This window comes from Modicisalibacter xianhensis, from assembly GCF_900113605.1.
In the GTDB taxonomy this organism is placed as follows: Bacteria; Pseudomonadota; Gammaproteobacteria; order Pseudomonadales; family Halomonadaceae; genus Modicisalibacter; species Modicisalibacter xianhensis.
This window is the reverse complement of the sequence record NZ_FOPY01000032.1, coordinates 1-18266: the sequence shown is the minus strand read 5'-3', so window position 1 is coordinate 18266 and position 18266 is coordinate 1. Positions and strand designations below refer to the sequence as shown.

Annotated in this window: 16 protein-coding genes and 1 pseudogene; 11 read left to right on the top strand and 6 right to left on the bottom strand. The window is 62.6% G+C overall.

Going from position 1 to position 18266, the window contains the following annotated elements:
• Positions 1-1125 (top strand): dihydroxy-acid dehydratase (locus tag BM194_RS20055; protein WP_177223477.1); only part of this gene is annotated, 1125 nt, incomplete at its 5' end.
• A 23-nt stretch (positions 1126-1148) separates the two neighbouring features.
• Positions 1149-2066 carry an SMP-30/gluconolactonase/LRE family protein gene (locus tag BM194_RS20050; protein WP_092850642.1) on the top strand — a complete coding sequence of 306 codons (918 nt, stop codon included), beginning with the start codon at positions 1149-1151 and terminating at the stop codon, positions 2064-2066.
• Between the two features lie 93 nt (positions 2067-2159).
• Here the strand turns inward: BM194_RS20050 and BM194_RS20045 are convergent, their stop codons facing one another.
• On the bottom strand, positions 2160-4247 hold the full coding sequence (locus BM194_RS20045) for a pyrroloquinoline quinone-dependent dehydrogenase (RefSeq protein ID WP_092850641.1): 2088 nt from the start codon (positions 4245-4247) through the stop codon (positions 2160-2162).
• An 11-nt stretch (positions 4248-4258) separates the two neighbouring features.
• Positions 4259-4624: a hypothetical protein gene (locus BM194_RS20040; RefSeq protein ID WP_092850639.1), complete on the bottom strand. Its 366-nt coding sequence runs from the start codon at positions 4622-4624 to the stop codon at positions 4259-4261.
• Positions 4625-4851: 227 nt separating this feature from the next.
• Between BM194_RS20040 and BM194_RS20035 the strand changes: the two genes are divergently transcribed.
• Both BM194_RS20035 and BM194_RS20030 read left to right on the top strand, forming a co-directional pair.
• A complete protein-coding gene (locus BM194_RS20035) occupies positions 4852-5730 on the top strand; it encodes an aldose 1-epimerase (protein ID WP_092850636.1) in 879 nt (292 codons plus the stop codon).
• A 158-nt stretch (positions 5731-5888) separates the two neighbouring features.
• Positions 5889-7148: a GGDEF domain-containing protein gene (locus BM194_RS20030; RefSeq protein ID WP_092850632.1), complete on the top strand. Its 1260-nt coding sequence runs from the start codon at positions 5889-5891 to the stop codon at positions 7146-7148.
• Position 7149: 1 nt separating this feature from the next.
• Here the strand turns inward: BM194_RS20030 and BM194_RS20025 are convergent, their stop codons facing one another.
• Together BM194_RS20025 and BM194_RS20020 are read right to left on the bottom strand one after the other, a co-directional pair.
• On the bottom strand, positions 7150-7926 hold the full coding sequence (locus BM194_RS20025; protein WP_092850630.1) for an EAL domain-containing protein: 777 nt from the start codon (positions 7924-7926) through the stop codon (positions 7150-7152).
• Between the two features lie 148 nt (positions 7927-8074).
• The gene (locus BM194_RS20020) at positions 8075-8524 is read right to left on the bottom strand and encodes a DUF4174 domain-containing protein (protein ID WP_092850628.1); all 450 of its coding nucleotides are present in this window, start codon (positions 8522-8524) and stop codon (positions 8075-8077) included.
• Positions 8525-8915: 391 nt separating this feature from the next.
• On the opposite strand from BM194_RS20020, the gene dctP reads away from it, so the two are divergent.
• From dctP to BM194_RS20005, 3 genes are all read left to right on the top strand, one after another.
• Positions 8916-10097 (top strand): TRAP transporter substrate-binding protein DctP, encoded by a 1182-nt coding sequence (dctP, locus tag BM194_RS20015; protein ID WP_092850626.1) that lies wholly within the window; start codon positions 8916-8918, stop codon positions 10095-10097.
• A gap of 125 nt (positions 10098-10222) precedes the next feature.
• Positions 10223-12421 (top strand): TRAP transporter large permease subunit, encoded by a 2199-nt coding sequence (locus BM194_RS20010; protein ID WP_092850624.1) that lies wholly within the window; start codon positions 10223-10225, stop codon positions 12419-12421.
• Between the two features lie 157 nt (positions 12422-12578).
• Entirely contained in the window at positions 12579-13832 is a 1254-nt protein-coding gene (locus BM194_RS20005) for a cytochrome P450 (protein ID WP_092850621.1), read from the top strand.
• A 25-nt stretch (positions 13833-13857) separates the two neighbouring features.
• On the opposite strand, the gene BM194_RS21050 is transcribed toward BM194_RS20005, so the two are convergent.
• Entirely contained in the window at positions 13858-14496 is a 639-nt protein-coding gene (locus BM194_RS21050) for a lipid A deacylase LpxR family protein (RefSeq protein ID WP_479691184.1), read from the bottom strand.
• A gap of 83 nt (positions 14497-14579) precedes the next feature.
• Positions 14580-14786, bottom strand: a pseudogene (locus BM194_RS21195) (lipid A-modifier LpxR family protein); the annotation flags it as partial.
• Positions 14787-15041: 255 nt separating this feature from the next.
• Here BM194_RS21195 and BM194_RS19995 point away from each other — a divergent pair.
• The 4 genes from BM194_RS19995 to BM194_RS19980 form a co-directional block, all read left to right on the top strand.
• Complete coding sequence (locus BM194_RS19995) at positions 15042-15959, top strand: MurR/RpiR family transcriptional regulator (protein ID WP_092850619.1); 918 nt, start codon at positions 15042-15044, stop codon at positions 15957-15959.
• 34 nt (positions 15960-15993) lie between these two features.
• On the top strand, positions 15994-17316 hold the full coding sequence (locus BM194_RS19990; RefSeq protein ID WP_092850616.1) for a pyridoxal phosphate-dependent aminotransferase: 1323 nt from the start codon (positions 15994-15996) through the stop codon (positions 17314-17316).
• Positions 17317-17464: 148 nt separating this feature from the next.
• On the top strand, positions 17465-17863 hold the full coding sequence (locus tag BM194_RS19985) for a DUF4168 domain-containing protein (protein WP_092850612.1): 399 nt from the start codon (positions 17465-17467) through the stop codon (positions 17861-17863).
• Between the two features lie 133 nt (positions 17864-17996).
• The coding region (locus BM194_RS19980; protein ID WP_143097644.1) for a helix-turn-helix domain-containing protein at positions 17997-18266 on the top strand (270 nt) is incomplete at its 3' end.

The window sequence follows — 18266 nt, the reverse complement described above, 5'->3', positions numbered from 1 at the left end:
TGCATGGCCGAGTCGCTGGGCACGTCGTTGCCGCACAACGCGGCGATCCCGGCGGTGGATTCGCGGCGCTACGTGCTGGCGCACCTGTCCGGCAACCGCATCGTCGAGATGGTTCACGAGGACCTGCGGCTTTCGAAGGTGCTGACCAAAGAGGCCTTCGAGAACGCCATCCGCACCAACGCCGCGATCGGCGGCTCCACCAACGCGGTGATCCACCTGAAGGCCATCGCCGGACGCATCGGCGTCGACCTGGCGCTGGACGACTGGACGCGCATCGGCCGCGGCACGCCGACCATCGTCGACCTGCAGCCCTCCGGGCGCTTCCTGATGGAGGAGTTCTACTACGCCGGCGGCCTGCCCGCGGTGCTGCGCCGGCTCGGCGAGGCCGACCGCCTGCCGCACAAGGATGCCCTGACCGTCAACGGCCAGACGCTGTGGGACAACGTCAAGGACGCCCCGCTATATAACGACGAAGTGATCCGGCCGCTGGACACGCCGCTGCGCGAGGATGGTGGGATGTGCGTGCTGCGCGGCAACCTGGCGCCCAATGGCGCGGTGCTCAAGCCCTCCGCGGCGACCCCGGAACTGATGACCCATCGCGGCCGCGCGGTGGTGTTCGAGGACTTCGACGACTACAAGGCGCGCATCAACGACCCCGCGCTCGACGTCACCGCCGACGACATCCTGGTGATGAAGAACTGCGGGCCGCGTGGTTATCACGGCATGGCCGAGGTTGGCAACATGGGCCTGCCGGCCAAGCTCCTCGAGCAGGGCATCACCGACATGGTGCGCATCTCGGATGCACGCATGAGCGGCACCGCCTATGGCACCGTGGTGCTGCACGTTGCCCCGGAAGCCGCCGCGGGCGGCCCGCTGGCCGCGGTACGCAACGGCGACTGGATCGAACTCGATGCCTACGCCGGCACGCTGCACCTCGAGGTCGACGACGCCGAACTCGAGCGCCGCCTGGCCGAGACCGACCCCACCGCGGCATCGCGCACCATCGCTGCCAGTGGCGGCTATCGCCAGCTCTACATCGAGCACGTGCTGCAGGCCGACGAGGGCTGCGACTTCGACTTCCTGGTCGGCTGTCGCGGTTCCGAGGTGCCAAGACATTCACACTGATTTCGCGCATCAAGGGAGGCGGCATGATTGGCATCCAATCCGTCGAATGCGTCTGGGCGGGGCGTGCCCAGCTTGGCGAAGGGCCCGTGTGGTGTCCTGAGCGGGGCGAGCAGGGCGAGGTGCTGTTCGTGGATATCCTGGGTGGTCGGCTGCATGCGCATGACCTGGCTTCGGGGGCCACGCGCGACTGGCCGCTCGATGAGCCCTGCTGCTGGCTGGTGGCACGCAGCGATGGTCATGGTTTCATCGCCGGGCTGCGCTCCCGCCTGGCGCATCTGGACGTCGATGAGGATGGCCCTCGGGTCGTATCCGCCTGGTCCACACCCGATGACGAACCGCCCGGCAATCGTTACAACGATGCCAAGGCTGATCGCTGGGGGCGGCTCTGGTTCGGGTCCATGGACGATGCTGCCGAGCGCGCCACGGGGGCGCTGTATCGTCTCGATGAACGTGGCGTGACCAAGGTCGACAGTGGCTACCGGGTCGCCAACGGCCCGGCGATCAGCCCGGACGGCACCACGCTCTTCCACAGCGATACGCCCAGCCGGGTGATCTATGCCTTCGATATCACGCCCGACGGGGAACTGGCCAACAAGCGCAAGCATGTGCAGTTCTCGGGAACCCAGGGCTTTCCCGACGGCATGACCTGTGATGCTAGCGGCGGACTGTGGGTCGCCCATTGGGACGGTGGCCGCGTGAGCCGTTTTACGCCGGAAGGTCGGTTGGACGAGACGATTCCCATTCCGGCATCACGGGTGACCTCCTGCACGTTTGCCGGCCGTGACCTGAACCAGCTTTATATCACTACCGCTGCCACCGAGCGGGACAATGAAGCGTTGGCCGGGGCACTGTTCCGTGTGACGGTAGGGGTGCAGGGTGTACCATCCGCCGTGTTCCGGTGCGCCGAACCGGCGGGACCCGTCACGGACTTGTCGGCATGACACACCGGCTTCAGGGCACCTGGTCCGTTGGGCTTGCAACGTAAACGGGGCAGGCCCTAAAGCCTGCCCCGCACCATCGACCGCCTGCGCTGATTACTCAGGCAGCGCGTAGACAGCGATCTGGTCGCCAACCTGCTGCTTCAGGATGGTGTTGCCGCCGCCGATGAAAGCAACGTACTGGCGGCCGTTGTACTCGTAAACCGCAGGATTCGAGACGGAAGGCGCCTCGACCTGGTCCGACCACAACTCTTCGCCGGTTTCCAACGAGTAGGCGCGCACCTTGGCATCCATCGAGGCGCCAATAAATATGACGCCACCGGCCGTGACCGCCGGACCGCCGATGGTGGGCGAGCCCCAGCTTTCCGGCATGAAGAAGCCATACTGCTGTGAGGCGCCGACCGGACGGCGCCATTTTACGTCGCCGGTATGCATGTCGAGGGCCACCAACTCACCGTAGGGCGGCTCCCAGCAGGGCATGCCGAGCCAGTTCAGTGCCACCTTGAGACGCATGCCATACGGGGCGCCTTCCTGGGGCGAGAAACCGACCTCGTTGCCCGAGCCGCTGTCGGCCCGTTCGTAAGCTTCGCGATCGTAGAGCTTCAGGTACTGCACGATATGCGAGGTGTTGACGATGGCGGTCTGGCTTTCGGGATCGAAGGCCACGCCGCCCCACTGCACGCCACCGGAGCTATCGGGATAGGTCAGCGTACCTTCGCCCTTGGTGGTCGGCGGCGTGTACATGCCCTCGTACCAGAGATCATCCCACAATGCCGAACACTGGCCGCCACTGACCGCATCGGCGAGCCACCAGACCTCAGGCTTTTCCGCCTGATCGAGCAGCGGCTCAGGCTTGGTCGGGAACGGCTGTGTCGGTGCGTAGACTTCTCCTTCGACGGTGCCGTCGCCCCCCGGGACCGGGCGCTCCTCGATCGGCCAGACGTCCTCGCCGGTCAGGCGATTGACCACGAACAAGAAGCCCTGCTTGGTCGATTGGATCAGCGCCGGGATTTCCTCGCCATCCACTGTAATGTCCATCAGTGTCGGGGCGGCGTTGATGTCGTAATCCCAGATATCGTGGTGGACCCACTGGCGCGACCAGACCACTTCGCCAGTCTCGATGTCGAGAGCCGTCGTGGACGTTGCCAGCGGCACTTTCTGGGTACGGTTGCCGCCCCAGTAGTTGGGCGACGGCGAGGAGACCGGCAGATAGACGAGCCCGTTCTGCTCATCCGCCGACATGTGTGTCCACACGTTGGCCGTACCGCTTTGCTCGCGCATTTCCTCGGACAGAACCTCGAATGCCCACTCGCGCTCGCCGGTGCGGGCATTGATGGAGAATACGGTGCCGGGCGGCGCCTGTTTGGAGGCCCAGTCCTTGCCGGCCCAGCCGAGGATCAGGTGATCGCCGATCACGGTCGGTGGCTGCAGCAGCGAGAGCGGCCAGCGGTTGTTAGTGTCGTTCCACTGGTTGACGTCAAGCACGCCATTGTTGGCGAAGCCTTGGCACTGCTCGCCGGTATCGGCATCGACCGCGAAGAGCTGTGCATCCATCGTGCCGATATAGACGATCTTCTGGCAGGGTTCGCCGTCGACCGGCTCGTCGGCTTGCCAATAAGCGACACCGCGATTCTTCAGTGCCGGCTGGGTCATCGCTTCGAGGGTGGACTGGGTGTCGAAGCTCCATTTTTCCTCGCCGGTAGCGGGGTCGAGCGCCAGGATCCGATAGAACGGGGTGCCGATGTAGAGCGTATCGTTGGCGAAGACCGGCGTTGCAGACCACACCGTAGGAGGCAGTTCGCCCGAGCCATCCGCCACGTCACCGGTATGGACTTCCCAGACTTTTTCCAGCTCGCCGACGTTGTCGACGGTGATCTGGTCGAGCGGGCTGTATTTCTGGGCGTTGAGCTGGCCGTGAAAGCTGTCCCAGGTCGGCTCCTCGGGAACCAGCGGTATCGGCTCGCCAGTGGGCTCGTCGGTCTGTGATGCGTTTTCCTGGGCAGCAGACTGGTTACCCTCGGCAGATGCATCCTGGTCTTCTGACTGGCCTGGGTTCGCTGTCTGGTTCTGGTCGGCTGCTGGGTCTTGGCTCGGTGACTGTTCCTGGGCCAGCAACGGCGCAGGAGCCAGGCACAGCGCCACGGCGATGGCGAGACGGTGTGGGATAAAACCGGTGGTCGGCATGGACTGGCTCCTCATGAGTGGGCGGGGTGTTGGACGCGAGAAGGACGGCGCATGTCGAGAATCAGCCCGAAGAGACCGACCACCATGGCGACGCCGATCCACCACTGATGAAGCAGGAGCCCGGCGACAAAGGTGCCGGCAAGGCCGATCAGGACCAGTATGCTCAATGCGATACGCGCACCACGCCCTTTCAGGACGGCGAGCAAGAGCGCCATGAGCGCGAGGGCCAGACAGGCCAGGATGACGGCAAGCGCGCCGAGCGTGCCGGTGACGCCGGTCAGGGGCGTTATATAGGCATAGAGAGCGATGGCAAGGCCGGCGAGCGACGCCACCAGCAGGACCATGGCGCCCGACTTGGACGAGGGGGAGTGCGACATGTCGTTTCTGTCTCCATGTGAAACGATGGGTGGGAGCACCTGGAATCCGTTCCGACATTGTCCTTGTTGTTAGTCGGGAAACTATGAGTTTGTTAGGTTAGCAGAAAGTCGTATGACGTTATCAGTGTAAACCGCTGACAGCTTCCCTTGGAGGAAAAGCTCGAATGACAAGTCAGCACGCGGGCATCACGCTATTCTGAGGCGACCGATTCGACAGGAGAGGCTGAATGACCATCACGCTGGACAACACCTTGCTCAGGCTGGAAGTGGCTCCCGAAGTAGGGGGCTCTGTGGTGCGTTTCGAGGCGCTGCGCAAGGACGGGCCTATTGATCTGTTCCGGCCCGGCTCGTCGCGGGATACCGATCCCAACCGCATGGCTCTCTATCCGCTGGTGCCATGGTCAAACCGCATCAGCGGTGGCGGTTTCGAATGGCAGGGCGAGCATTACCCGCTGGAACCCAATCGCGACGACCAGCGCTTCCCCATCCATGGCGACGCCTGGCAGCAAGAATGGACGGTACGGCAGCAGACGACCAATCAACTGACGCTGGGCCTGGAATCCCGGCATCAGCCGCCGTTCGATTATCGCGCCTCGCTGATCTATCGCATCGACGGGGCGGCGCTGACGGTCGAACTGGTCGTCACTCACCTGGGTGAGCGACCCGCGCCCTATGGCATGGGTGTACATCCCTGGTTTATGCGCACCGGCGACGTGCGGATCGATGCGCCGAGCGACGGCGTCTGGGAGGGGGACGAGGACCAGTTGCCTACGTGTTGGCGTGCCATCGCCGACAAGCCCGAGTGGGACTTGCGCCGGGACGGCGCCCTGCCTGACGACAAGATCGATAATCTGTTCACCGGCTGGAACGGTCATGCCCGGTTGCGCTGGCCATCGCGCGATTTGACCCTTTACATTGATACCGACCCGGCCTGCCCGCGTTATCTCGTCTACTCGCCGGGGGCAAGTGCGGACTTTTTCTGTTTCGAGCCGGTCACCCATGACGTTGATGCCCATCATCGCCAAGTCCCGCTCGATCATGGACTGATCGAGCTAGGCAAGGGACAGACGATTCGGTCGCGATTTCGTTTTCAGGTTACTGCGTGACCCGTCTGGCATGGGAACGTGATAGCGTCGTATCGAGCAATGGTCCCCATACCGATGCCTGCCTTTCCGGCAGGCGTCGTCGTGTTGGATAATTTCTCCACCACGGGACAGGACGGGAGAAACCCTTGCCAAACTCGGTGAGATGGCTGGAGTCGACATTGCGCCGCATCTCGGTCGGCAAGCGCATGGCGATTGCTGCCTTGACGCTGGTCGTGCCGATGACGGCGCTCATTACGGTCAGTGTATCGGTACTCCAGCATCAGGAACGCGAGTTGCATCACACCATCGACGAGGCGGTGAATCTGCTGGTGCCCCTGGCTACGCTGGAGTACGACCTGCAGCGTGCCCTGACCGATGCGCTGTCAGCGGAAACCGGCGAGCCCGTGCCGGACTATGGTGGACTGACCTTGTCCATCGACCGGCTGTTCTCGGAACTGTCGAGTGCCGCCCCGGAGCCGGACATGGATGCCGACATGATCGCCCAGGCCCAGCAGGCCTGGCGCTTGGCCCGCCCCACCATCGAAGGCATCGTCGAACAGGCCCGGCCCTTGCAGTTGAGTGGAGAGAGGCCATCCTACGGCGTCGTTCGCCAGCAACTGACCACGGCGATCCAGGATCTCGAGCAGGTACGCATGCACTTGGCCTCCGCCGTGAAACGCCAGGCGGCAGAGGCTTCCCAAACCCAGCAGCGCCAGTTGCATCTGCTGATTTTGGCTTGGGTGGCCACGCTGATTGCGGCCTTCTTGTTATTCTCGCTGATCGTCTATTCCATCGTGCGGCCGGCCCGGGACCTGGGGCGCGCCATCGAGCGGCTGGGTAGTGGCGATTTATCCGTACGGGTCGATGGCGGGGCAAGGGATGAACTCGGTGCCGTGGCCCGCTACCTCGACACCATGACCCAGCGCTTCGCGATCTGGAAGAGCGTGCTAGAGGATGCCGCCCATCAGGACGCGCTGACACGTCTGCCCAACCGGCGCGCCATCCTGGCCACGCTCGAGGCGGCTCTGACGGTAGCGCAGGAGCAGCAGGGCGTGGTCAGTGTAATGATGATCGATGTGGATCGCTTCAAGCAGATCAATGACCGTTTCGGTCATGCCGCCGGCGACCGTGCCCTGGTCTGGCTGGCGGATACCCTGCGGGGCCTGCTGCGGTCCGAGGATATCCTCGGCCGCTATGCCGGTGACGAGTTCCTGGCGGTATTGCCGGGTACTCCGCATGACGAGGCACTGCGCATTGCCGAGCGCTTGTGCCGAGGGGCCAGCCATGCTTCGCGCGACGATCCTGCCAAGCCTTCCGTCACCATCGGCGTTGCCTCAACCGGCAGCGGGGCGCAGAACGCCGAGGCATTGCTCGAAGCTGCCGACCGGGCGCTTTTCCAAGGCAAGCGGGCCGGGCGCGGCCAGGTGGTGCCGGGCTGATTCATGGCTCGGCAAGGATCGCCGCAAAGCATGACGCCGGCACCTCGGGCAATAGCTCGAGCCCCGGACGGGCAAAGTAGTATCCCTGCTGGCGGGTGACCCCCTGGCGATAGAGCCAGCGGGCTTCCGCCGCAGTTTCCACGCCTTCGGCCACCAGGTTGATGCCGAGTTCCTGTGCCATGCCCACCGTGGCGCGGATCATGGCTTGTCGCCGTGGGTCCCGGTCGACATTCGTGACCAATTGGCGATCGAGTTTGAGGGTATCGGGTGTCAGCTCGGTGAGCAGGTCGAGATTGGCGTAACCGGCACCGAAGTCGTCGAGTGCCGTGGTGAAGCCCATGGCATGGTAGGTGTCGATGATGTTGCGCAGATGGTCGCGGTCCGTGACGTACTCGGTCTCGGTGATCTCGAAGTTGATCTGCTGGGTCGGCCAGCCGACACGTTGGCAGGCTTGCAGTGTGGCCTGGATGCAGGCACTGGGTTCGTAGACGGCATTAGGCAGAAAATTGATCGACAGCATGGTCGTCATGTCGAGCTGGCTGGCCAGTTCGATGGCCTTGACGCGGCATGCCTGGTCGAACAGGTACAGTAGCTGGTCGTCGACCTGGCCGAGAATACTGAAGGCTGACTCGCCCTTGGGGCCGCGCACCAAGGCTTCATGGGCAACGGTCCTGGCTTGCGCCACGTCGACGATCGGCTGGAACGCCATGGTGAATGCGAACGGCAGGACACCGTCGCAACGACCGCATTGGCCGTTGACTCTTGCACAGTGAGACATGTCTTTTCCTTTTCCGTCCCGGGCGTGTTTCATCGGCGCTTTGATTGTGTTCGTTATGGCCATGTCGACTATATCGGCCAGTCCAACGTATGTTTGAGGGCTGGGTTGGGATTGCTAACGAACCCCAACCCACCCAGGGAAGGTCGTCTTACTGGCGAATCGGCATCTTGTCGATGATGTCGAAGACCTGCCGGGGTGGCACGAAGCCTTCCAATTGCATCTTCTTGCCACCATCCATACCCACCAGAATCACGGTCAATGGCCCGTCCGGCGCCACGTTCATGGCCTCTAGCACGGCCTGCGTCTCGTAAGGCGTCATCGGACGACCGGCTCGATGGCCATTGCCAGCCTCGATGCTGTAGAGCACCATCTGGCGCCGTTCGAACTCGCCGCGTTGATCCTGCAGCTGCTCGCGGATACGCCGGTAATCGGCATTGTCCAGACTCGGCGTGATCAGGATCAGCGGCCGGAACAGGCCCCGGTCGGTAATCAGCGGATTGGCTGGATTGTCGGCTGAATGGGCATTGCCAAGTGGGGCTAGGCCGAGCGTCAGCATGACCAGCCACGAGAAAACGAAGCGATACCTGGGGCATGACATGGCGGAGCGCTCATCGTCGACGGTGAAGGCTCCAGCAGAACAGATTGGCAGGAGGTGTGCCATACCCGAGATGGACAAAGCCGAGGGTCCCGGTCGTGCTTTGGTCTAAGAGCGTTAATGTTCTGTAAATTGGTATGACCAGCCCGAGCCCAACTGCCGTGTGGCCGGGTACGGTATTTGTCCCGAAAACGCCTCGCGTTGGCGATGGCTAGCGTTGACGGGGGTGGATGGAAAGCCAACGCAATTTGGCTAATGTGAGATTTGGGACGCGTTTCCATGCCGAAGTGGCCTTGCCAATCAGCGCAGTGGCGCGCTTCGCGACATGGAGAGACAACAATTAACAACGCTTGTGCACCACGCCGTGCTCGGTCCGAATCCCAGGAGACATGCCATGAAAGACAACAACAGCCAAACGCCTATCATCACCGAAACCATCGCCAGCGATAGCGACGCCTCGCAGGGAATCCGTGCCGGCAAGTCACGCACACGTCGGGATTTCCTCAAGGTCGCTGCCGCTGGATCCGCTGCCGCCGTCGCTGCGCCTTGGGTCAGCAATGTCCAGGCCCAGGAAGGCATCCGCATTCGCATGCAGTCCTCCTGGCAGCCGGGAACCACCGGCTACAAGACGTTCGAAACCTGGGCGAATAGTGTCCAGGAACTCACTAGTGGCGAAGTGCGCATCGAGCCGTTTCCGGCTGGCGCCGTCGCCGGAGCATTCGAGGTCGCCGATGCCGTGCGCAACGGAGTACTCGAAGGCCAGAACTGGTTCACCGTCTACTGGCCCGGCAAGATGCCGGCAGGGGTCTTCCTGACGGCCTATCCCATGGGCCTGTCGATGCCCCACCAGTGGGACATGATGTTCGGCGCCTATGGCGGTTTCGGGATTGCCAAGGACCTCTATCGCAAGCAGGGCCAGGAATTCCTCGGCCATGTGCACCATGACCTGAACCTGATCCACTCCAAGGTCCCCCTGCGCAGTCTCGATGACTTCAAGGGCGTGAAGATCCGCATGCCCGGCGGGATCGTCGCCGAGACGTTTGCCTCCATTGGTGCGCGTACCACGCTGCTGCCGGGGTCGGAGGTCTATCCGGCGCTCGAGAAGGGGACCATCGACGCATCCGACTATACCGGGGCAGCGGTCAACTACGAACTGGGCTTCTGGCAGGTGACCGATTACATCATCATGGGTCCGCCGTCGACGCCCTGCCTGCACCAGGCCGTCGACCTGATGGATATCGGCATCAACCGTCGTGTCTTCGAGCGCATGTCGCCCCAGGTCCAAGATCTCATGCACGATCTCGTCGCCGCCTATTCCCGTGAGCATTACGCGGCGATCCAGGCGGCCAACGCCGAGGCGTGGCCGAAATATCAGGAAAAGGGCGTCGAGATCATCCATCTCTCCGAGGAGGATGCCGACCGCTTCCGCAAGGCTGCGATCCCGCTGTGGTTCAAGTGGGCCAACAAGGATCCGGATGCGACCCGGCTGTTCAAGGCCCACCTGCGCACCATGCAGGACCCTGCCGTGGCTCTGATCACCGACGAGGACATCGCCGGCCAGCAGCTCAACGGCTGAGTTCGTTCCCATCGTTCCATGCTGGCGTCGTCTCCCCGTGGAGGCGGCGCCTGTGTGTGGGCGAATGGGGAAACACGGTTTCTCAGGAGTGCTTTGATGCCTAAGCGTCGCCACGGGAGAGGGTCATGAATCTACAGGTCAATTTCGTCCTGCCGCACTGGGTGTACTGGCTAGTCCTGCTGGCGCTGCCCCTGATCGTGATGTGGCTGGTCGACCGCAGCTTTCGGCGCGGCGGTACCGTCAGCGGCAATACCACGGCCGAAGTGCCAGTCGGCGAGGAAGAGGACGTCTACCGGCCACCGGGTAATGCCTTGACTCGAATCATCGACAAGATTTCCGGTTTCACCGGTCGCTATGTCGCCTATTGGTCGCTGATCGCGCCACTCGTCTACTGCTACGAGGTCTTCGTTCGCTACGCCCTGAACTCGCCGACCAACTGGGCCCACGAGTCGATGTTCCTGATGTTCGGCATGCAGTACCTGCTGGCCGGGGCGTTTGCGCTCCGCGAGGGCGGGCATGTCAGGGTCGATATCCTCTATACGCGTGCGGCGCCACTGACCAAGGCGGCGCTCGATCTGATGACTTCTGTGTTCTTCTTCATTTTCGTGTTGGCGCTGGTGTCCACGGGCTGGAATTTCTTTGCCCAATCGGTCAGCCAGGACTTCCTGTTCTTCGGCCAAGGGTATGCCAACGAGACGTCGTTCACCGAATGGGCGGTCCAGTACTATCCGGTGAAGTTCACCCTGGCGCTGGGCGGGGTGCTGCTGCTGCTGCAGGGTATTTCCCAGTTCATCAAGGATGCACAGGCGTTCCGGCACGCCCGGCAGCATGGACAGGGTAGCCATGTGTTCGCCTGGTTGGTGCTGCTGCTCGGCATGTTACTGGCAGCCTATGCCATCCATGAAGTCGTCAATGTGGCCGTCAATGAGTACGAGGCCTTCCCGCTGAGTGTCGAGAACAGCCTCTATCAGGTGGATATCGGCACCCTCACGGCGTTGATGTTCGGCACCCTGATGCTGGTGCTGATGGCCGGTCTGCCGCTGGCCTTCGTGACCGGCGGGCTGGGCGTGGTCTTCCTGTATCTGGTCGGCGATCAGTTCATGCTCAACCTGATTCCGTCACGCATCTTCCCGATGATGACCAATTACCAGCTTTCGGCCATTCCGCTATTCATCTTCATGGCGGCGGTACTGGAGAAGGCCGGGCTGATCGAGGAACTGTTCGATACCGTCTACAAGTGGATGGGCGGACTCAAGGCGGGCCTGGCAATTGCCACTATCGTTGCCTCGACGCTGCTGGCAGCGATGGTCGGCGTGATCGGTGCCGCCGTGGTCACCATGGGGCTCATCGCACTGCCGGCGATGCTCAAGCGCAAGTACGATCCCGAGATCGCGCTAGGCTCGATCATGGCTGGGGGCACGCTGGGCATCCTGATCCCGCCATCGATTCTGGCGATCATCTATGGGGTGGTGGCTCAGCAGTCCGTGGGCGAACTGTATCTCGGCTCGCTGATTCCCGGCCTGTTGCTGGCCGGCATGTATGGCTTCTACTGCTGGCTGCGCGGCACGCTCAATCCCAAGGCGGCGCCGCCGCTGCCCGTGGAAGATCGGGTGAGTACCGCCGAGAAGCTGCGTCTGCTACGCAAGATGCTGGCGCCCATCGTGCTGGTCATCGTGGTGCTCGGGGTGATCTTCACCGGCCTGGCCACGCCCGTGGAAGCGGCCGGTATCGGTACGCTCGGCGCCATGGTCGTGGCAGCAATGCACGGTCGCCTGACCTGGCCCAACCTGCATGCCGCCTGCATGACCACCCTGGTGGCCACCGCCATGGTCATGTGGATCATCTTCGGCGCGACCATCTTCGTGGGGTTCTACATCCTCCAGGGTGGGCAGGACTTCGTGCAGGAATTGATCTCGGGCGCCGGCCTGGGGCCCTACGGTGTGCTGTTCGTGATGATGATCCTGCTGATCGCGCTGGGCATGTTCCTCGACTGGGTCGGTATCTTGCTGCTGGCCGTGCCGATCTTCGTGCCGCTGATCCAGCCGTTGTCGTTCGACGGTCTGCTCGGCTTGCCGGGGGTCGATGCCAGCGACGTGTCGCTGTGGTTCGGCGTCATCTACCTGGTCAACATGCAGATGTCGTTCCTCAGTCCGCCTTTCGGCTATGCGCTGTTCTACATCAAGGGCGTGTGCCCGCCGCATATCACCATGGCGCAGATCTTCCGCTCATCGTTGCCTTTCCTGGCCCTGCAGGCGCTGGGGCTGCTGCTGGTGATCCTGTTCCCGGCCCTGATCACCTACCTGCCCAACCTGGTCTACGGCTGATCAGGACCTTGGCTAGACCATATTCCGGCCCGCCTCCACAGGGAGGGTGGGCCGGCTTCGTTGGGTTCCGGCTCGACAGTCAGCATGGACTGGGCCAGAGTCATACGGGACGTTTGACGTCCTGACAGGAGTGTCGTTGGGCAAGGAGCCGTTACCCATGGTCTATATCCCCCTGGATTCGAGCCGGGAAAGTTCCGTGGCACTGTTGCGCGAGGGCAATACCTTCATCTCGACTCGCTGCGAGCGTTACGACACGGATATCTTCCGTGCCCGGCTGATGATGGAAAAGACGATCTGCCTGCGCGGCGAAGCGGCGGCGCGGCTGTTCTACGATGAACAGCGCTTTACCCGGGAAGGCGCTGCCCCTGGGTTGCTGGTCAAGACACTGTTTGGTGTCGGCGGCGTGCAGGGGCTGGATGGCGAGGCACACCGGGTTCGCAAGCGGATGTTCATGGACCTGATGAGCGATGCCGACATCAAGGAGTTGACACATTTTGCGGTAGAGGAATGGCAGCAGGCCATTAAGTCCTGGCAGCGGCAGACACAGGTTGTGCTGCATTCCGCCGTGCAGCGTATCCATTTTCGGGCAGCGTGCCGCTGGGCCGGGGTGCCGGTCGATGAGGACGCGGTCGATACGCGGTGTGCCGAACAAGCGGCGATGATCGATGGCGCGGGTGGCGTCGCCAGCCGGCATTGGCAGGCCCGGCGTGCCCGCAAGCATTCCGAGGCATGGATGGCCGCCTTGGTCGAGCAGGTGCGCGGCAACCGGATCCAGGTCGACGAGGATCGTGCCCTGTTCCGGGTCAGTTGGCATCGCGATGTGCAGGGTGATCTTTTGAAGCCCCAGGTGGCGGCGGTCGAGCTACTCAACCTGCTGCGCCCGACCGTGGCGATTGCCCGCTTCGTGACATTCGCCGCACTGGCGCTGCATGAACACCCGGGCTGGCACGAGACCCTGCGCCAGGACGATACTTGGTTGGAGCCTTTCGTACAGGAAGTGCGCCGCCTTTACGGCTTCTTTCCGTTCCTCGCGGCACGCGTGCGCGAGGACTTCGAATGGAACGGCTATCGCTTCCCGAAGGGCGGGCGTGTCATGCTCGATCTCTTCGGTACCAATCGCGATCCGCGTTCCTGGGCACAGCCTGACGAATTTCGCCCCGAACGCTACGAGCGGGAAGCCATCAACGCCTATAACTTCATTCCCCAGGGGGGAGGGGAGCATGCCGTCAATCATCGCTGCCCGGGCGAATGGTTCACCATCGCCCTGATAAAGGAGGGCGTGCGTCAGCTGACCCGGCACATGACTTATGAGGTGCCGCAGCAGGATCTGCGCATCGACTGGTCGAGAATGCCGATCATTCCCGAGAGTCGCTTTGTCATCGCGTCGATCAGGCCGACGGCGACGCCCTGATCGGCGAGGCCTGCAGCGCGGGTGGCTATAGCCAGGTCGAGAGCGTCAGCGAGCCGAAACGATCGGATTCTTCCTGTGCCTCGAATTCCTTGGTCCGCCATACCGCGGTGTAGGCCAACTGCCAATCGCCCCAGTTGATGGCGACACCGGCCTTGAGGTCGCCGACCCATTCGCGGCGATCCACTTCATGGCTATCCTCGAAGGTGTTGCCGTCGAGTAGCAGGTTATGCGCCATGTAGCGTCCCTCGACACCGACAAAACCGTACCAGCCGAAGGATTTGCCGGGCAGGAAACCCTGGCGCAGGCTCATCGCCGGCGCCACGCTGGGAATCCCGAAGCTGTTGTCGAGACCTTGGCCAAAGCGCAGCGTGCCACCTGTACCGGCATAAGTGTAGAGGTTGCCCAAGGCCACTGACGTATGCGGGCCGTACTCCATCTCCAGTCCGCCCAAGTCGTCTTGCACCCACCAGGCCTTGTGCCAGCCTAGGTTGAGGATAGGCTCGTTCTCCAACTGGTTGTCCCAGCCTTCGGCTTCTTCACTGCCTAGCACCCGATGCGCAGCGTTCTGTAGCTTTTCGGCACCGGCCGCCGGGCCGACCAGACCGACCTCCAGGTCGAGTACCGAGGCTTCGCGCCAGCCCTCGCGCTCGACGTCGTCGAACAGTGAGACCCCCCCAGCAGCAGGCCGGCATACGGACGGTCGTCCTCGATGAGCGCATCGGCCTGGATGTCGTTCGGAGTGTATATCTGATGTGCCAGATGATAGCCGACGGCATCCAGGCCCTGTGCCGACCAGCCGGGCAGGTAAGCGGCGAGCTGGCGTACCCAGTGGTGTTCGTCGGGAATGCTGACGCGTGTTACCTCGATGCCGTTGGTGTAGTGCTCATCCCCCCCGGCGGATAGCGTGTCGTTGGTAAGCTTGAGCGAATAGAGGCTGTCTTCGGCGGTTGCCATGGCGGGCAAGATGACCATGGTCAGGCACAGACCATGGCGCAGGTAACGCGATCGTGGGGTAGTCATCGACACTCTTCCTTGAGGCGTTTTGAGGAGATAAACATACACGTGCGAAGGTTTATCCTAGACAAACCTTCGCAAGATAACAATCAACAAAAGAACGAAAGTTTGAAATTTAAGTTGCATGTTTGCAAATAAATTTGCAATAGGGTCAGCAGGTCCCTATAGTGACGTTATCCAGCATGAGGAGAGTCCATGTCCGCTACCTCCCATTCGATGACTCCGACTAACGTCGCCGAGTTGCAGGCCTTGGCGACCTCGGTTCGCCGCGGTGACACCGGGGCCCTTCATCTGTCGCCCAAGGCCCAGCAATTGCTCGATGCCTTGCTGGCCATGCCGGAAACGGTTGGGCTATCGAACATCTCGCGTCTTGGAGAGCAGCTCGAGGTCAACCCATCGAGCCTGACCCGACTGGCACGCGCTCTGGGATTCTCCGGCTTCCGTGCCTTTCAGGCCCTGTTCCGTGAGGATCTGGCGGGCAGCAGCTTCTACTCCACCCGGGCGGAGCGGCTACTCGATTTCGGGCAGGCTCCGGAAGGCGCAATCGCTCAAGGGGCGCAGGACCAGGCGTTGTGGCAGCAGGAAATGGCCAACCTCACCGCTGCGGTCGAAGGGCTCGACAGCCATGTCCTGCAACGTGCAGTAAGCCTGATCGTCGAAGCCCGGCATATCCATGTGATTGGCCTGCGGGCGAGCTTTGGCGCCGCGCACTATCTCGCCTATTACCTCGATTTTCTGCGCGATGACGTCAGGCAGGTCTCGCCCCTGGCGGGTGTCGGAGTGGAGCAGGGCCAGCGACTGGCCGAGGGGGATCTGGTCATTGGCCTGGCCTTCCGGCCCGAAACGCGTATCAGCGTCGACTATTGCCGGCTGGCCGTGGAGCAGGGGGCGACGCTGCTCGCGTTGACCAACCACCCTGGCTCGCAACTGGCCAGCCTGACCGATCATGTGCTGCTGGCACCGGCCGACGGTCCGTTCTTCTTCAATCCCATGACCAGCCTGTTCCTGCTAGTCGAACTCCTCTTGTCGCGTGTCGCCCATGCCATGGGCAACGACGCGATCAGCAGCATTCGACAGCGTGAGGCGTTGATCGCCTGTCTCAATGTCGAATGAGTCGCCCCGTCCGTCATGCCCTGGAGGCACCCCGATGAAGTCTGCCGACGAGCCCAATACCCAGCCCGATTCTCGCTCACTGCCGGTCAGCCAGCGCCTGGAAGCGGCCTACGCCAAGGATGATGATGCCACGCGTGCATCCGATACGTTGTTGATCAACGAACAGTCGCGGCTGCTCGAGTCCGAAGGCAAGCGAGTCTACAAGTTCGGTTTCGGTCAGTCGCCGTTTCCCGTGTTTGCCCCGGCGGTGGACACGCTGGCGGAACATGCCGCGGACAAGGATTACCTGCCGGTTCAGGGGCTCCCCGCGCTGCGCCACCAGGTGGCCACCTTTCATGGCGAGGTCGATGCCACACCCTGGGAGGCATCGCGTGTCGTGGTGGGGCCGGGTAGCAAGCTGCTGCTGTTTGCGCTGATGAAGGCGCTGCCCGAGGCGGATATTCTTATTCCCGCGCCGTCCTGGGTCTCCTATGCGCCCCAGGCGCGCATGGCCGGGCAGCGGGCCGTCCGGCTGGAAGCGACTTTCGAGACACGCTGGCAGGTAACCGCCGAACATATCGAGGCGCACTGCCAGGCCGAACCCGAACGGCTCAAGTTGCTGGTCTTCAACGCACCAGGCAACCCCACCGGGCTGGCGCCGACCGTGGACGAGCAACGGCGCCTGGCTGACGTCGCCCGTCGCCATGGTGTACTGGTGCTCGCCGACGAGATCTACGGTCTGCTTCAGCATCGTGGTGAGCATCGCGCGTTCGCCCGTGACTACCCGGAAGGTACCGTGACCACCGGAGGGCTCTCGAAATGGTGCGGTGCCGGTGGTTGGCGACTGGGCGTCATGCACGTACCGACGGGCTTGGGTAGCGAGCTATTTGCCCGAATGCTGGGCATTGCCTCGGAAACCTGGTCGAGCGTGACCAGCCCGGTCCAGCAGGCGGCGGTAACGGCCTATACCCGTACGGCTGCACTCGATGCTTACCAGCAGCGCCAACGTGAGGTGCTGAGCGAGATCGGTCAGTGGTGTGCCGCACGTCTCAATGCGGCGAACGTGCGCACCCATGCGCCTGATGGCGGGTTCTACCTGTTTCCCGATTTCGAGGTTCACCGGCAGGCACTAGCGGCGCGGGGTATCACGACCAGTGCCGAGTTGACCCGGCGCCTGCTGGAAGAGGCCGGGGTCGCCTTGCTGCCAGGCAGCGCCTTCGGTTGCGATCCCGGTCAGTTGACCGTGCGTCTGGCCTATGTCGATTTCGACGGTGCCGCCTTGTTGCAATCGACGGGGACCGTCATGGATCATGAGGCGTCCCGTGTGGTTGTCGAGGGGATCGATGCCATCGTCGACTGGCTGCAGCAGCAGGCATGACAGGCCGGTGGCGGGTAAATGTCGCGCTTCGAAGACGTTTGTAAATCAAGGGAGATTTTCCTGTTTCCTTTTTCTACAAGAAATCAGGAACCTCTCGTCCCGAGAACCATCACAGGGAAGACACACAGCACCATTAGGGAGTATCACCATGCGTAGGATGACCGCACTGTTTTCTGCCGCCCTGCTCAGCGCAGGCATGATGTCCATGCCCGCCATGGCCCAGCAGGACTCAGCGACTCAGCAAGGCGGCGCGACCCAACAGGGTCAGGCGGCCAACCAGAACTTCACGGACCAGCAGCTGCAGCAGTTTGCCGATGCTTCCCAGGAAATCGCCCAGGTTTCCCAGGAGTACACGCAGCGCCTGCAGGAAGCCCAGGGCGACCAGGCCAAGCAGCAGGAGATCCGCATGGAAGCCAACGACAAGATGGTTTCCATTGTCGAGGAGAGCGGTTTGGATGTCGAAACCTTCAACGCGATCGGTCAGGCAATCCAGCAGGATCCCGAACTGATGAAGCGTGTCCAGCAGATGGCGCAGAGCGGTTCATAAGCGCGCCAAGCAAGAACGCTGCCGACGCCGCTGCGTCGACACGAGAAAGGCCACCTACGGGTGGCCTTTTTCATGTGTATGACCTGTCCTGAATAGAGTTGACACGTTCCGCCCCTTATCTTGGGAGAACGTGATGAATCAACGCATTAAACGCACCCAGCGGGACTACACCCTGGCCTTTAAACAGACGGTGGTAGACCAGGTCGAGCGCGGCGAGATGACCTACAAGCAGGCTCAGGCTCGCTACGGTATCCAGGGCCGCTCGACGGTACTACAGTGGTTGCGTCGCTATGGTCACCAGGACTGGCGTCCCGGGGCCACGGAGCGCGCCGCCAGGAGACCTGTCATGCCAAAATCGCCTCCGACCCCGGAGCAGCGCATCAAGGAACTTGAGGAGAAGCTG